This window comes from Marinobacter sp. (assembly GCF_052094685.1).
In the GTDB taxonomy this organism is placed as follows: Bacteria; Pseudomonadota; Gammaproteobacteria; order Pseudomonadales; family Oleiphilaceae; genus Marinobacter.
On the sequence record NZ_JBQDKB010000090.1, the window covers coordinates 1 to 14,409 of the forward strand.

Annotated in this window: 15 protein-coding genes; 5 read left to right on the forward strand and 10 right to left on the reverse strand. The window is 52.5% G+C overall.

What is annotated here, in order from left to right; translation table 11 throughout:
- Positions 1-74 precede the first annotated feature (74 nt).
- Entirely contained in the window at positions 75-650 is a 576-nt protein-coding gene (locus ACTH3S_RS14995) for a cysteine hydrolase family protein (RefSeq protein ID WP_441809814.1), read from the forward strand.
- Here the strand turns inward: ACTH3S_RS14995 and ACTH3S_RS15000 are convergent.
- The 3 genes from ACTH3S_RS15000 to ACTH3S_RS15010 all read right to left on the reverse strand — a co-directional run bounded on the left by ACTH3S_RS15000 (position 639) and on the right by ACTH3S_RS15010 (position 4,478).
- Positions 639-1,805, reverse strand: a complete 1,167-nt coding sequence (locus ACTH3S_RS15000) for a glycerate kinase family protein (RefSeq protein WP_441809815.1) — start codon at positions 1,803-1,805, stop codon at positions 639-641. The genes ACTH3S_RS14995 and ACTH3S_RS15000 overlap by 12 nt on opposite strands.
- 45 nt (positions 1,806-1,850) lie before the next feature.
- Positions 1,851-3,194, reverse strand: a complete 1,344-nt coding sequence (locus ACTH3S_RS15005; RefSeq protein WP_441809816.1) for a GntP family permease — start codon at positions 3,192-3,194, stop codon at positions 1,851-1,853.
- Positions 3,195-3,344: 150 nt separating this feature from the next.
- Positions 3,345-4,478: a sugar diacid recognition domain-containing protein gene (locus ACTH3S_RS15010; protein WP_441809817.1), complete on the reverse strand. Its 1,134-nt coding sequence runs from the start codon at positions 4,476-4,478 to the stop codon at positions 3,345-3,347.
- A 146-nt stretch (positions 4,479-4,624) separates the two neighbouring features.
- Here ACTH3S_RS15010 and ACTH3S_RS15015 point away from each other — a divergent pair, with 146 nt between their 5' ends.
- Complete coding sequence (locus tag ACTH3S_RS15015) at positions 4,625-5,479, forward strand: YihY/virulence factor BrkB family protein (protein WP_441809818.1); 855 nt, start codon at positions 4,625-4,627, stop codon at positions 5,477-5,479.
- A 35-nt stretch (positions 5,480-5,514) separates the two neighbouring features.
- Positions 5,515-6,747: a cation:proton antiporter gene (locus tag ACTH3S_RS15020; protein WP_441809819.1), complete on the forward strand. Its 1,233-nt coding sequence runs from the start codon at positions 5,515-5,517 to the stop codon at positions 6,745-6,747.
- Between the two features lie 54 nt (positions 6,748-6,801).
- Here ACTH3S_RS15020 and ACTH3S_RS15025 read toward each other — a convergent pair whose 3' ends face one another.
- Positions 6,802-7,224, reverse strand: a complete 423-nt coding sequence (locus ACTH3S_RS15025) for a tetratricopeptide repeat protein (protein ID WP_441809820.1) — start codon at positions 7,222-7,224, stop codon at positions 6,802-6,804.
- 31 nt (positions 7,225-7,255) lie between these two features.
- Positions 7,256-7,897 carry a DsbA family oxidoreductase gene (locus tag ACTH3S_RS15030; RefSeq protein ID WP_441809821.1) on the reverse strand — a complete coding sequence of 214 codons (642 nt, stop codon included), beginning with the start codon at positions 7,895-7,897 and terminating at the stop codon, positions 7,256-7,258.
- A gap of 194 nt (positions 7,898-8,091) precedes the next feature.
- On the opposite strand from ACTH3S_RS15030, the gene ACTH3S_RS15035 reads away from it, so the two are divergent.
- Together ACTH3S_RS15035 and ACTH3S_RS15040 are read left to right on the forward strand one after the other, a co-directional pair.
- Entirely contained in the window at positions 8,092-8,589 is a 498-nt protein-coding gene (locus tag ACTH3S_RS15035) for a DUF2780 domain-containing protein (protein ID WP_441809822.1), read from the forward strand.
- A gap of 113 nt (positions 8,590-8,702) precedes the next feature.
- Positions 8,703-8,903 (forward strand): hypothetical protein, encoded by a 201-nt coding sequence (locus ACTH3S_RS15040; protein WP_441809823.1) that lies wholly within the window; start codon positions 8,703-8,705, stop codon positions 8,901-8,903.
- On the opposite strand, the gene ACTH3S_RS15045 is transcribed toward ACTH3S_RS15040, so the two are convergent.
- The 5 genes from ACTH3S_RS15045 to ACTH3S_RS15065 form a co-directional block, all read right to left on the reverse strand.
- Positions 8,897-9,358, reverse strand: coding sequence for a GatB/YqeY domain-containing protein (locus ACTH3S_RS15045; protein WP_441809824.1), 462 nt, complete (start codon positions 9,356-9,358; stop codon positions 8,897-8,899). The two genes, ACTH3S_RS15040 and ACTH3S_RS15045, sit on opposite strands and share 7 nt — an antisense overlap.
- 62 nt (positions 9,359-9,420) lie before the next feature.
- Positions 9,421-9,876 carry a DUF4112 domain-containing protein gene (locus tag ACTH3S_RS15050; RefSeq protein WP_441809825.1) on the reverse strand — a complete coding sequence of 152 codons (456 nt, stop codon included), beginning with the start codon at positions 9,874-9,876 and terminating at the stop codon, positions 9,421-9,423.
- Between the two features lie 99 nt (positions 9,877-9,975).
- Positions 9,976-12,330, reverse strand: coding sequence for an EAL domain-containing protein (locus ACTH3S_RS15055; RefSeq protein WP_441809826.1), 2,355 nt, complete (start codon positions 12,328-12,330; stop codon positions 9,976-9,978).
- A 70-nt stretch (positions 12,331-12,400) separates the two neighbouring features.
- Positions 12,401-13,243 carry a hypothetical protein gene (locus ACTH3S_RS15060; RefSeq protein ID WP_441809827.1) on the reverse strand — a complete coding sequence of 281 codons (843 nt, stop codon included), beginning with the start codon at positions 13,241-13,243 and terminating at the stop codon, positions 12,401-12,403.
- 247 nt (positions 13,244-13,490) lie between these two features.
- Positions 13,491-14,003: a hypothetical protein gene (locus ACTH3S_RS15065; protein WP_441809828.1), complete on the reverse strand. Its 513-nt coding sequence runs from the start codon at positions 14,001-14,003 to the stop codon at positions 13,491-13,493.
- Positions 14,004-14,409: the final 406 nt, after the last annotated feature.

Here is a 14,409-nt window from a genome sequence, read left to right on the forward strand (position 1 = left end):
AGGCCTACTGGAAAACTCAAAAGACGGTGGCCTAAATCACTTGACCACTACAAACAGACTTAACCACCCTCAGAATGCTGAACGGATTGAGCCATGCGCCATCAAGCCTTTCCGAATCTGCTCTGATTATGATCGACTATCAGAACACCTACCTTGAAGGCGTCATGAAGCTTGAAGGTGCTGACGAAGCTTTGGAAGAGGGTCGAAAACTTCTGGAACTGGCACGCGCAAAAGGCATTCCGGTGTTTCATATTCGCCATGATGCCGGCCCAGGTTCACCCTATGACGTTAACGCTCCCATTGGCGCCATTGCAGACGCCGTTGCGCCGAAAGACGGCGAGCCGATTATCACCAAAAACTTTCCCAACTCGTTTGTACAAACCGACCTGGATGATCAGCTCAAAGCAAAGGGCATTCACAACATCATCCTGGCAGGCTTCATGACGCACATGTGTATCAACTCAACGGCCCATGGTGGGTTCAACCTGGGGTATGCGCCAACCGTAGTGGCCAGTACAACGGCCACCCGCTCTCTGGAAGCAGCAAACGGAAAGGTGCTGTCTGCACAGGAAGTCCATGATGGCGCATTGGCTTCAACACGGGATCTTTATGCAGCAGTTGTGGACAAAATAACGGACCTACCCGCCTGATGGGCTTGCGGCCGGGCTCTTGGTTGGCAAAACACCTGAAAGCCTGGCCAGCTGCTCGGCAGTATTCTCAAGGTAGTGCGCGGCATTAGCGATGGCATCGTCTTTGCTCATTGGCCCCGGAGCAATCGGGAAAACGGCGGTAATACCAGCTTCATAAATAGCGGTCATATCGCCCCCACCCAACCTGCCAGCAAGCCCAACAACCGGTACCTGATAGCGTTTTGCCAGCTTAGCGACACCTGTCGGAGTTTTTCCCGATGCGCTTTGTCCGTCGATAGCGCCTTCGGCCGTGATCACCAGGTCAGCGGCCTGCATGTGCGTTTCCATATTCACGGCTGACATCACCAGTTCAATGCCGGGTTTTAGAGCACCACCCAGAATACCGGCGACAGCGCCGCCAATACCGCCAGCTGCACCACTGCCTGCAAAGCTGCTCATGTCGTAACCGCTTTTCTTTACGTACTGGGCAAATCTACCAAGGTTGTTGTCGAGCACTCTGACATCGTCTGGCGAGGCACCTTTTTGCGGCCCGAATACGGCTGCTGCACCTAAATCGCCGAGTAGCAGATTGGTGACATCGCACGCCACTACAATCTGCACACCTGCCAAATTGGCCTTAGCTTCAGCAAGGTCGAAATGGCGAATATACTGCAATCCCTCGCCACCCGGCGGTATGGGGTTGCCGTTGCCATCCAGCAGTTGCGCACCCATGGCCTGCAGTAAACCCGCGCCACCATCTGTGGTGGCGCTGCCACCAAGGCACACAATAAGCGTCTCTGGCTGATGCTTCAGTGCGGCCATGATGAGCTCACCGGTGCCATAGCTGGATGCTGTCATCGCATTGCGGTCAGCCTCACCCACACAGTGCAGGCCACTGGCCTCAGCCACTTCAACAATGGCGGTTTTGCCATTTTCTATCAATCCGTAACTGGCGCTGACCGGGGCTCCGGAAGGCCCGGCGACAGTTGCCTGGTGAAGCGTGCCGCTCATTGCCCCTACAAGCGTGGCTGTGGTGCCCTCGCCGCCATCGGCCAAGGGGATTTGAATCACCTGGTCGGCTGGCGCACCTCGCAACCAACCGGCAGCAATGGCACTGGCCACAGCTTCCGCCGTTAGGCACTCTTTGAACGAGTCCGGGGCAATGAGTACGCGCATGCTGCGTCCTTACTGGTAAGTTCGTTAAAGTATCGCTGACAACGCTTACAGCGCCACCATGGATACCAGCCACACCGCACTAATTGTTACTAGCCCCATAAACAGTGTCGCGCCTGTGTGTGAGCGATACGCCGTTGCAACGTCCATTTTACTGAACTGGGATACCACCCAAAAGTAACTGTCATTAGCGTGGGAAACGGTCATAGCGCCGGCACCAACGGCCATCACCGTTAATACCCGGCCCATATCTGAGTCCAGCCCCAACTGTGGCAGCAGTGGCGCGACCAGTGCCGAAGCGGTAACCAGCGCGACGGTTGAAGAGCCTTGGGCCGATTTAAGTGCCGCAGCCACGATGAACGGCATAACAACGCCCAAGCCCAATGTGGACAGGTTCTGACCAAGGAATTCGCCCAGCGGTGTCGCGGCCAGCACGGCGCCGAATGCCCCACCGGCACCGGTAATCAGAATGATTGGCGCTGACACAACCAGGCCTTTTTCCGTGTGGCGGCCAAACTCTTTGAGTTTTTCGTCGCCTTGAATCAAAAACAACGCAAACCCAAGGCCAATCATTAGGGCATTCAACGGCTTCCCGAGAAAGTTCAACACTTCATACAAGGCACCATCACCCAATGGGGCGGTGGGGTAACTGGCTACTGAGCCCAAGCAAATCAGCACTATAGGCACAAAAATAGGGGCAAAAGCCTTCCATGGGCTAGGCAAGTGGCCGTACTGCTCTTTGCCTTCCTGGAACGCTTCTTCCGCCTGTTCAAGTTCCGTACTAGGCAGGTTGCGTGAAAAATGCGCCCAAACCAAACCCGCTAACGCCGCGATGATGGCAAAACCAAGGCCAACACCGATAACCAACCCCAGGTTGTCTTCCAGCCCCAGGTTGCCCGCTGCCGCAATCGGGCCAGGTGTGGGTGGTACCAAGGTATGGGTCGCAAACAGGCCAGTGGACAGCGCTACAGTCATGGCCACGGGGGAGATACTCAAGGTTCTCGCCATGGAACGTTTGAGGCTGTTCAGAATGACGAAACCGGAATCACAGAACACCGGAATAGACACAATGAAGCCAACGATGGACATGGTCATGGTGGGGAATTTCTTGCCCAACAATTTAATGATGGTTTCAGCCATCACAATAGCGGCACCGGTTCGCTCAAGGATGACACCAATGATGGTACCCAAAACAATAACAAGGCCGATGTAGCCAAGAATTTTGCCAAAGCCACCACGAATCGTGGATTCAATAGAATCGAAGGGCAGGCCAAATGCAAAAGCGGCAATAAACGATGCCAGCAAAAGCGTGATAAAAGGATTGAGGCGTAATTTACTCGTTGCGAACACAATGAACGCAATAAGAGCGATTAAAATCAAAACCATATACATAGGAAATCTCCGGCATCGCCTTAATTATTATTGTCCCGGCAAGGGAACCTGGCTCAAACCCAGAGTTTAGAAGCTGAACGGACACTCGTCTTTAGACATAAAGCCAAATAGACACCGCATAAATCAGTATTATTAGTGCAACCGCACAATTCATTGCTTTGTCGAAAGATCGTCAGATTTTAATGCCAGATACAAATGAAGAAGCTCAGGGAGCCGAAATGGGGACAGCCCGGTGAGTTGTTCAACGCCTTTCAAACGATAACGAACGGTATTTCGGTGTAAGTGCAGAACCGCCGCACATTGTTTTACATCGCCATTGGCGTCAAAAAACGCTTGCAGGGTGCGCACATACAAGAGATGACGAGGGTGTGCCCGCAGCGTTTGCAAGGGACGCAAAAGTTCCTGTTGTTGCCAACTGGGGCGCAGGCTCTCCCACAAAATAGTTACCGGATCATCCGAGTAACAATGAACGCTGCTGTGTGGAGACTCGCGCCTGCCACTGGCCATCGTTGCTAGGGCGGATTCATAGCACCCTTGTAGACTGCCCTCAATATACTGGCCGGCTGCTATCACAACGGCCATGTGAACATTTGCGGACAGGCTGGATTGCAGGAGCGACAACGCCTGTTCGGTCATCGAGCGGAGTGCTGTGGTACTCGCTGGTTTTATCGGCGCCAGCACAAGAAGTCTCTGCGGCGCCACTTGCGCCAACAACAGGCTTTTGTCGCTGAGCTCCAACTGCCGCATTAACAAAATAACAAAGTCATCGGGGCCCGGCAGTTGCGCCGGCTCGATGATCAACGCCAAGCGCGGTTGAGCCAGATCAAAGCCGATCCTGTCTAGCCAGCTCTGCGGCACGGCACGGCCATTGATCAAAGCTAACAACGTATCTTCTGTTTGCCGGCGACGGTGTTGGCCCAACTCCAACAGAGCGGTTTGCTCGAGCATAAGCTCGGCCGTAACCTTCACCAGATCTGCGAACTGCAAGACCTTGGCAGGCTCTCCGGAAATACCAACAACGGCGACAATATGCTGGCCCACCGTGATGGGAACGTTTACCCCATGGCGAACCCCGGTGAACTGCTCCGCATTGCTGGCATCAACCGCCAAGGACTCTCCCCGCAGCGCCACATGACGCGCGCCATGATGCAACTCACCCACTCGAAGCGGATCACCAGATGCGATAATGACGCCGTCTGGGGTCATCACGTTTACCGAGTGGCCAATAACCTGCATGGCCCGGTCTACAATGCGCTGAGCTGTATTGTGGTCTAGTGTAATCAAGTACCTGGATCTCCTTTGTAAAGCCTCGGGGCATGTACAGTGGGCTTGGGTTACAACGTCTAAATAGATCTGTCCCAATTATCTTTAGATGAAGGAAAATTTCACAATCTGTGTCAGGATTAACCCATGACAAGCATGATTAACCCATGACAGGCACAACCAACAGCGAGCAATCACCCGTAGGCTCGGCGTGGCGGTTTCTGCAATTCGCCCACCGGGTTTTACGTAATTTTCTGCGCAATCACGGGGTGTTGCTGGCGGGCGGGGTTGGTTATAACGTACTGCTATCAGCAGTGCCTATGCTTGCCTTGCTAGCGGTACTGCTTACCCGCGTGGTGAACGAAGAGCAGTTACTAGAAGTTATGGCCGTGCAGGCACAGCATTTTGCGCCAGCCCATGCCAGCCTGCTGCTGGATGCCGTCCGGGCGTTTATGGAGTCCAGAGACATCATCGGTATTGTTGGCCTGCCAGTGATGCTGTTCTTCAGCTCATTCGCTTTCCGTATGCTAGAAGATTCCATTGCGATTATCTTCCACCGGCCAGAAAACCCCCGTCGTAGCTTCTGGGTATCTGCCGTGCTGCCCTACGCTTTCATCCTGATACTAGGTGCCGGACTACTGGCTCTCACCCTGCTGTTTAGCTTGGTCAACACACTGTACCAATCCCCGGGGCTAATTCTGTATCTGATCAGTTTCGTTGGTGTCTTCATCCTGTTTAGCGCCATATACAAAGTTTTACCCATCGTGCGCGTTTCTCCCCGGCGAGCTTTGGTGGGTGGCCTGGTTGCAGCCACTCTCTGGGAAGCTACCCGTTTGCTGTTGATCTACTACTTTCTCAATATATCCTTCGTCAATGTGATTTACGGCTCCCTGGCCACCATTATAGTGATACTGATCAGCTTGGAAATTGCTTCCATTATCCTGTTGCTCGGGGCTCAGGTTATCGCCGAATTGGAACGGAGCGAACGGCTAGGCCTGCCCTGGCATACCTCCCCAGACTGAAAGCCCCAGTTCACGCCGACTAAGCGAAAAAGCACATGACACTATTTGAAATCATCGCCGTCCTACTGAGCCTCTCTGCGTTGTTCAGCTATATCAATGCCCGATTTATCGGCCTACCCACAAGTATCGCCGTGATGGCTTTTTCGCTGGTGTTTTCGCTGGCCTTGGTCGGTATCAATCACTTGGGCGGACAGGATCTGACCCGCTGGGCCGAACAGCTGATTGGGCAGGTAGATCTGAGTGAAACATTATTGAACGGCTTTTTGAGCTTTTTGCTGTTTGCCGGAGCCCTGCACGTAAACCTCGACGATCTGGCCGACCAAAAATGGTTGGTGGCGCTGCTGGCAACCCTCGGCGTCGTCGTCACCACATTTTTAGTGGGATGTGCTATGTGGCTAGTGCTGGGCTGGCTCACCATTCCACTGCCGTTTATCTACTGCCTGCTCTTCGGCGCTGTGGTGGCGCCCACTGACCCAGTGGCAGTGCTGGCCATTCTTAAATCGGTGGACACTCCAAAATCGCTGTCCACCAAAATCGCGGGAGAGTCCCTGTTCAATGATGGCGTTGCGGTGGTCATGTTTATCGCCATTTTGGGCATTGCACAGGGGGATAGGGAGGCTACGATTCAGGGCATTGGCTTGCTATTTCTAGAAGAAGCTGTGGGGGGATTGGTATTGGGTTTTGTACTTGGCTGGGTGGGGTATCAACTGCTGCGCGGGCTCGATAATTACCAAGTCGAAATTCTGGTTACCATTGCCCTGGTGGCAGGCGGCTACGCGCTCGCCAGCCGGTTACATATGTCCGGCCCGTTGGCAGTGGTAGTCGCGGGACTAATGATCGGCAACCATGGCCGACAGTATGCGATGTCGGAAAAAACCGCACGAAACCTTGATAGGTTCTGGGAATTGATCGATGAGGTGCTGAACGCGGTTCTATTTTTGCTGATTGGCCTTGAAGTCCTGATCGTCACCTTTGAATTGCCCGTGTTATTGGCCGGTCTTGCAGCGATTCCGCTGGTGCTTCTGGCGCGGCTGGTAGCGGTGGGGGTTCCTGTGATGGCGTTAAAACCATTCCAGGAACATACCTCAAGCTCCATTCTGGCATTAACATGGGGCGGTTTGAAAGGCGGCATCTCCGTTGCCTTGGCGCTGGTGCTGCCCGCAGGGCCGGAACGGGACCTTATTCTGCCGATGGCCTACGTGGTGGTGGTATTTTCCATCCTGTTTCAAGGCTTAACGGTGAAGCGCTTTTTGGGGCGGCCCGCGTGATAATCAAAAATAGATCCGCCCCCGATAACTCTTATTTTCCGGTGTACGGAAAAACTAGCCTGCCAATAACGTTTCCAGCAATTCATCTATTTCTGTTTTAAATTCTTTATCGTCAATTTTATTCGCGTTAACTTTTGCTTCTTGAAGATTTTTGATAGCTGCATCCGTTTGACCTAATTCAATTTGCAATGTGGCCATGGAAAATGCGATCGACGACATATGATCTTTTGCATTAATCGCAACGGCTTTTCCCAAGGCCTTTTCGTAGCCTACCAAAGCCTCTTCTAAATCTTCTGTGAAGTCCGCGAGTGTCTCCCACTGTTCTGGATGGTCTTTGTCGGTATTTTCGTTATCTATACAAACAGCCTTCAGCTCTGCATAGAGCGAATCAAAAGCCTCTTTATCACCTTTTTTGTCAGCCGCCATTAGCTTTTCAGCTAAACTATAGACGGACTTATATATTTTGGTATTAATCATTACTCATTACCTTCGTTAATAAAAACACCCTTCACTCTGCGCCAGCCTCTTGCAGAGCCTGCACCAAAGTGTCGGGCTCTTGAGCACCGGAGATAAGATACTTGTTGTTGATAATAAACGCCGGCACCGCAGTAACACCCGCCTTTTGATAAGTGGCTTCGTCTTCTCGCACAGTACGAGCATACTGGTCTGAATTCAGCACATCTCTGGCTTTTTCTGCATCCAATCCCAAGGCTTCAACGCATCTAACAAGCACACCATGGTCGGAGACATCTTCTGCCCTGCCGAAATAGGCTTCGAACAGCACTTGTTTCATATCGGTTTGTCGGCCCTGCTCACCAGCCCATTTAACCAACCGGTGGGCATCGAAGGTATTGCAGGTTAATCGCTCCTGTATTTTTTCGAAGTTGACGCCAAGCGCCTTCGCAATCGTCATCATCTGGCTCTGGTTTGATCGCATATCCTCTTCGCTTCGCCCATACTTTCGAGCCAACGCTGGCAGAATCGGCTCACCCGCCCCGCTGTGATCCGGATTCAGCTCAAACGCATGCCATTCAACGGTGAACTCATACTCTGACGACAGTTGCTCTATGGCCCGCTCCAAGCGAGCATAGCCAATAGCGCACCATGGGCAAGCGATGTCGGAAACAATATCGATCTGTATCTTTTTCATAGTGGTCTCCAAATTAAGAGGCTGCACAAGCAATCAGAGCCTCTTCCGGGGATTCGATTACGCGCTTGTCGGCGCTGATACATTCAAGACGACTTACTTAAAATAAACCTGTCTTCGTTTCCCACACTTTTATTCTGCTCAAGCCCCCCAATATATTAATAGAATATTGACCATCCATTCCGCAGGACGTGACAATGAACGCCATTCTTAAAAAATTCCTTCTTGTTTCAAGCATCTACCTTCTAGCGCCTACGGCCGGTGCCTTCAGTCTAAATGACTCTATCTCCAGCGGAACACAAGCACTCTCCTCAACAAAGGAAGTCAGCGGTGAAGCCCAGCAGCTGCTAGGTCAGCTCGAAGATCAACTCGGCGTCACCGAAACCCAGGCGGTTGGTGGTACCGGCGCATTGCTGCAGCTGGCGAAGAGTAAGCTTGGCACCGACACCATGAGCTCTCTTACTAGCAATGCTTCGGGCCTATCCAGCCTGTTGGGGGGAGGCAACAGCCTGACTGATAGTATGCTCTCCAACATTTCATCCATGAGCGGTGTGAAGTCGGCCTTTTCAGCGCTGGGTATGGACGCCGCGATGATCCAGCAATTTGTACCGATTGTAATGGGCTTTCTGGGAGACCAAGGGGTTGGCTCTTCATTGCTAGGCCAGTTGCAAGGTCTTTGGACGCCTGCCAGCTAAGCTGAGGCACGTTGCAGAGGCTGCCGGAGCTCAGTGCACGATCAACATAACATTGACGAATCGCCCTGCAGCGTGCCTGAATATAAGGTACATCACTGGTGGAGGTGACTGACATGAAATGGATCATACTGATCATTATTGTTGCTGCTGTAGCTTTCTGGCTTTATCAGGGCCGCCGCAGAAACAGCATTGAAGATCCAGATGTGAAGACATTTGAGGAGAAGGATTACTACCTCACACCGGATGACAAACCGTCCGGTGACAGCTCGCCCGATGACAACTCCTCACCTGGTGACAGCAACCCGCGTCACTGAGTTGTTTTTAGTGCGGCCCGCACCTTCTTGCCCAGATGGCCCATTTCAACCCGGCCAAGTACCTGGGGGCGCAGCTCATTCATCACACGCCCCATGTCTTGCATCCCTTGGGCGTCGGTTGAGCTGATTGCCGCACAAATCAGGCCATCCAGTTCGTCCTCAGTAAGGGCTGCGGGCATGAATTCCTCAATAATCACCATTTCTGCCCGCTCTTTGTCACCTAACTCTTCGCGACCAGCATCGTCGTATTGACTGGCGGAATCGCGGCGTTGCTTGAGCATTTTATCCAGCACTTTGAGAACGTCCTCATCATTCAGATCACGACGCTCATCGATCTCGATCTGTTTGACCGCGGCCTGAGCCATACGCAGAGTGACAAGCCGGGTTTTATCCCTATTCCGCATCGCGTTTTTTACCGCGTTGCTCAGTTGTTCCTTGAGTGATGATTCCGACATTGTTGAACTCCTGTTCCAAAAGTTAAGGGGACTAACTTCGCATTAAATGAAGACACGGGTGACTAAAAAACAAACACAAAACCAGCAGTAATAACCCCAAACAGGATAGACAGCCCAATTAAAGTCTTCCAGGGAAAGGGTGGCGGAGGCGGCTCCACAGCCAACTGCTCTTCCAGATAGTTTCTCAGCAATCGGGTATTGCGAGTATTGGCCTTGTAAATGGCATCAAAGGCATCTCCCACAACTGGCACCAGGCCACCGACAAAATCGATACCCATATTACGCAGGATAAGCAGCTTCACATCCTTGCTGGCCCCAGCCCGCTGAGCTTCAACCAACACATAGCTCGACAACACCAAGCCTGCGGCGTCGCCCAGCACCGGCACCAGGCCAATAACGGCCTCGGCCCCAATTTGGAACCGAGTGAAGGGAATACCGATGCTGTTGTCGGTGAAGCGACTGAACTTATCCAGCCGCTCAAGTATCGCCCGCTGACGGGCTTCGGTGGGCTTAGCCATAACGTATCCCCAAAACGAAAGCCTTAGAAACCCGATACTGACCAACGAGTTCCGCCCTTTCTGACTCAATGCACCTTTTCCTCGAACAATGCCCTCAACTTATTTATCTCGCCCCTTTCGCCCAACTGGGCTCAACAGTTCCGCCGCAGGCATGCCGAAGTACTCTCCTTGCGAGAAATCAATGCCCAGCTCCACGACACGATCCTGCACCGCTTTGCTGTGTACGTATTCTGCCACCGTTTTGATCCCCAAGCTCCGGGCAAATTGCACAATCCCCTTGGTCACAAGAAATGCCGTGTGATCCTGAGCCAGATAGCGAATCAGGCTACCGTCTATCTTGATGAAATCCACGTTCAGCTTGAGCAGATGGGAAAAATTGGAATAACCGGTGCCAAAGTCATCAATGGCTATCCGGCATCCAAAGGATTTCACTTTATCGATAAAGTGCAAAACGTCGCCGTAATTGCCAATGCCATCGGATTCTAGAATTTCGAAGATCACCCGCTCACCAACATTGCTCCCCCGCAGATGCTCCAGAATCAGAGCAAGTGTTTCCGGATCAATGATATCCACATAGGACAGGTTGATGGAAAACGCGTGGGGCTGCGTCGCAAACGCAGCGAATGCCTTTTCCACCATGATCCGGGTGATCTGACGGTTGAGCCGGAGTTTATTGGCCACCTCGATGAACTGCCCGGCGGCGATCACGCCATGCTCGGAATCTTCCATCCTTACCAAGCACTCATACTTGGTAAACGTGCCCTGTAGGTTGTCGTGAATTGGCTGAAAGTACGGACGTAAGGCGTTGGTCTCGATGGCCTTCTTCAGGCGCCGCGCCCAATACACATTCTTCTCATAGCCTTTTTCAACTTCTTGGCTTTGGTCATAAAATAGGTACTGACGCATCTGATCCCGCGCCTGCAAAACAGCAATGGTTGCTTGGTTAAGCAAACGGTCAGGTGCTGCATCGTCGTTACTCTCTCGCTGAAAGGCAATGCCCGCGCTGGTATCCAGGCTTAACGCCTGTTGCTGCCAGATAACTCGTTGCGCACAAAGGAATTCGGTCAATTCACTGGCGAACGTGCGCACCCGGGACTCAGCAACACCAGGGCCCAGGAGTGCAAATTCATCACTGGATAGGCGATAAAGTTCGGGAGAGCGCCCAAAGGGGTGAGAATGGGTGCGGATAAACGAGCGTACCTGCTTGCGCATAGCTAACAGCACGGCATCGCCACAGTCATTACCAAACAGGCTGTTGATTTCCTTGAAACGGTCCAGGTTCAGGAGGATTAGGCAGGCCTCTTGCCGATCCTGCAGATCTCTCAGCAGGCGCACGCGATTGGGCAGGCCTGTCAAAGCATCGGTATAGGAAGCTTGTAATTCACGCATGAGCTGCGTAATCCGATAAAGCAGGTAAAGGCTCAGCACCAGCAAAATCGAACCCGTGATCAGCAGTATCCGGTAATTAGTGTCGCGCATGGGCACCAACACCCGATCGATTTCATCTTTTGGAACGCCCGCACCGTAGACCATACCTGCCGGTGTCGTAGCGTAATACAACTCATAGAGTCGCCCACCGACGTCAAGTGCCCGTGTGCGCAAGCGGTTTTCAGGGGGGTCGCTATCACCTGACACTGATGGCGTTTTCGGATCATTTCCGGAGAGATTCGCTGCCAGGATCGCATCAATAAGCTTCTGCTCATGAACCGGATCTTCGTTTTGACTCAGACTGGACAGGTTTCGATTGTTGTGATCATTGAGAAAAGCAAAGCTGTTTTGCGTGACTTCCATACGGCTAACCAGGTCAACAACCTGATCCGAAGCCCAGTCGATAGTTGCTACGCCAATCAACTCACCCCCGGTGCTGATCACTGGCTGAGCAAGGGTGAGAACAGCGCGCTCGGTTGCCATGTCAAAGTACACGGGTGACCAGTACACAGACACGCTCGATGCGGGATTACGGGCGCTGTCTCTCCCCAGGGTCAAGTCATACCAGCGGGTCTGCCTGAAATCAGTTGATTGTGATTGCATTCTGGGGCGGCCAACTCCCGCCTTCACCAGATAGGGGGCGTAGCGCTCACCGGCTGGCGCTACAACGCCCGGCTGATACCAGAGACCCGCACCTGAAACACCCGCTTCGGTCTCAAGGTGGCTTTGCAGCGTTTTTTCAAGCTGGCGCTGCAGTTGGCGCTGCGCTTTTGGCGAATCCGGCTGTTCCCGCGACAATCGATAGAATGTCTCGCCAATCGTCGCGAGCGTCGCCACATGGCGTTCCAAAGCAATTTGGCGGGCATCAATGCGAACCAACCCCGTGAAGAACACATCCTGGATCTGATCCCGGCGCAACTCATACATCGCCTGCTGGGAATAGTTCAGATTCAGGTGAGATAACAGGAACATGCCAATAGCAAAAAGCGCAAGCAACAGGAACAGCAGCCCCATGATGGAGTGCATGGCGTAGCTGCTTCTCCAGAAGCCCAAATTTGGCCGCGCCCATCTGGTCAAGGCTGACCACGACAGCGGTTTAATTGACATTGGCGCCGGCAGTGGCTGAAACCAGATTGTCGAGAGCGCTTTCAGCCGCGGCATGGCCGAATCCTACCGCGGTTCTGAACCACTTCGCAGCCGTATTCTTATCCTGCGCGACGCCAAGCCCCTGAGCATACATTTCGCCTAGCAGGTAGGCTGCCTGACCGGATTCAGGCGCGGCCTTCAGGGCCCATCGATAGGCTGACTCGTGATTACCCAAGGCGTTCTGGATTTGGGCCATACTTGACTGCGCACCAACAACCCCATCGTCGGCAGGACCACTGCAGGCTTTCAGGGCACCACTGAAGTTACGAATCCGAGTGAGCAGGTAGCAATCGTTCATCTGGTGGGATACGGCAACTTTTTGAGCTTCATCATCGTGTACGTCACGATCATCGTTCATGGGCTCACTAACAGGCTGCCGTGCGAGTTTTGGCGCCGGCTGCATGGCTTTGAGCCGCGCTTCATAGGCCGCCACATCCTGCGGACAGGAAAAGCTATAACCACGACGATACAATGCCAGGCCGGTTTCGCTAATCCCATCCGTGTTATAACGCTGGGCGACAGCGGCACAGCGGCGTTCACGCTCCCGCCTCACTTGCTCGAGCTGGGCCGAGCGGGCCGGATCACCCGCGTAACGCTGCAAATATTCCGTTAACGGATCAATATATGGTTGATCAAAAAGCGGTTTGATTTTCTGGTCAAGATTCGCGGCAGGAGCACGTTGCCCGATTTTGCTCAGCGCGTCACCGGTACGACTCAGGAAATCACTAGTCTTTAAATTGCCACAGCCTGCAGTTAGCACTGTACTCAATAGGATGACAAGCAATCGATACATCAGATTCACCAGAAAATCTAAAAATTGCAGACGCACGCCACGAAGATAGTCCAATCTGATGAACTCTAATTCACTTGCTTCTCGATGTCCTCGACGACATTGTAAAGTATTGAAACCAGTCTAAATGAGAAGGCGTTGTTAGGCTGTCGCCTTCAGAGGTTGAGGAGCCAGACGCACGCCGGGACACATAGGCCCCGGCTTCCCCCTGCCGCTCCCGGGAATATCAAGAGAGCGGATGCGTTATTAATCAGAAGTTGTAACCGATACCTGCGCTGTATGCGAAGGCGCCATCATCAAAGTTGTCGTCGGCGTCACTGGCGCTGTCAAAGAAGACCTGATATTCCATCTGAACGGTGATGTAGGTTTTATCGCGAACATAGTACTTCACACCAGCCTCGGGGCCAGCGAAGAAAGTTTCATCCACTTCATCACCATAGATACCACCAAGATTGGCGCCGACAAAGGGCTGCCAGCTACCACCGTCAAAATGGTAATCGACAAAGCCCCGTGAAGCGCCAGACCAACTCGAATTACTTTCCGAATCCGAAAAACCAAAGCTTTGGCGCAAGCCAGCGGCCACGCTATCGGTGAAGAATTTGCCTAAGTCAAAGCTGACGGCAGCAGTGTTGCTGTCGAACTTCTTATCACTTGAACCGGAGCCGGTCAGAGCAAAGAGGCCGTCACCGGACTCGGGTTCAGCCGAAACCAGTGCGGGTGAAAGTGCCAGGCAAATAATTGCCGCAGAGTGCTTGAGTTTCATAAACTGTTTCCTCGTACATTCCTGCTTTTATTTGAAGTGCTACTGGCTTTTGAGCGACTGCTTGCAACTACTCTCATATTCCCGGAACCAATTGCCAGATCAGTGCCGGGAAAAGCATTGCAACTGCGTTATAAAAGCATACGTCACACATTGGGTTCGCAAAGGCGCCAACGGAAATTTGTAATAGTTCAGCTGCTGGGCATTGAGGCCCATCTCGATGGATTGAATAGAGCGATCAGACTCGATCAAGCGAAGCGGTAAAGACGAATTCGCTATTAAAACGCCCAAACAATTACTAACAATGAAACTTAGTTACTATTTAATACTATTGATTATTATGTTTAATATATTCCTGAATCCGTGACTTCACACGGCCTAATTCAACCCCCAGACCTGCAACCGCAAG

Excerpts from the sequence above, each read along its gene's own strand:
- ACTH3S_RS15015 (WP_441809818.1), top strand. The coding sequence starts at position 4,625 with ATGACAGGCACAACCAACAGCGAGCAATCACCCGTAGGCTCGGCGTGG.
- ACTH3S_RS15045 (WP_441809824.1), bottom strand. The coding sequence starts at position 9,358 with ATGTCGGAATCATCACTCAAGGAACAACTGAGCAACGCGGTAAAAAAC.
- ACTH3S_RS15020 (WP_441809819.1), top strand. The coding sequence starts at position 5,515 with ATGACACTATTTGAAATCATCGCCGTCCTACTGAGCCTCTCTGCGTTG.
- ACTH3S_RS15065 (WP_441809828.1), bottom strand. The coding sequence starts at position 14,003 with ATGAAACTCAAGCACTCTGCGGCAATTATTTGCCTGGCACTTTCACCC.
- ACTH3S_RS15060 (WP_441809827.1), bottom strand. The coding sequence starts at position 13,243 with ATGTATCGATTGCTTGTCATCCTATTGAGTACAGTGCTAACTGCAGGC.
- ACTH3S_RS15055 (WP_441809826.1), bottom strand. The coding sequence starts at position 12,330 with ATGCACTCCATCATGGGGCTGCTGTTCCTGTTGCTTGCGCTTTTTGCT.
- ACTH3S_RS14995 (WP_441809814.1), top strand. The coding sequence starts at position 75 with ATGCTGAACGGATTGAGCCATGCGCCATCAAGCCTTTCCGAATCTGCT.
- ACTH3S_RS15040 (WP_441809823.1), top strand. The coding sequence starts at position 8,703 with ATGAAATGGATCATACTGATCATTATTGTTGCTGCTGTAGCTTTCTGG.
- ACTH3S_RS15000 (WP_441809815.1), bottom strand. The coding sequence starts at position 1,805 with ATGCGCGTACTCATTGCCCCGGACTCGTTCAAAGAGTGCCTAACGGCG.
- ACTH3S_RS15035 (WP_441809822.1), top strand. The coding sequence starts at position 8,092 with ATGAACGCCATTCTTAAAAAATTCCTTCTTGTTTCAAGCATCTACCTT.
- ACTH3S_RS15050 (WP_441809825.1), bottom strand. The coding sequence starts at position 9,876 with ATGGCTAAGCCCACCGAAGCCCGTCAGCGGGCGATACTTGAGCGGCTG.
- ACTH3S_RS15005 (WP_441809816.1), bottom strand. The coding sequence starts at position 3,194 with ATGTATATGGTTTTGATTTTAATCGCTCTTATTGCGTTCATTGTGTTC.
- ACTH3S_RS15025 (WP_441809820.1), bottom strand. The coding sequence starts at position 7,224 with ATGATTAATACCAAAATATATAAGTCCGTCTATAGTTTAGCTGAAAAG.
- ACTH3S_RS15030 (WP_441809821.1), bottom strand. The coding sequence starts at position 7,897 with ATGAAAAAGATACAGATCGATATTGTTTCCGACATCGCTTGCCCATGG.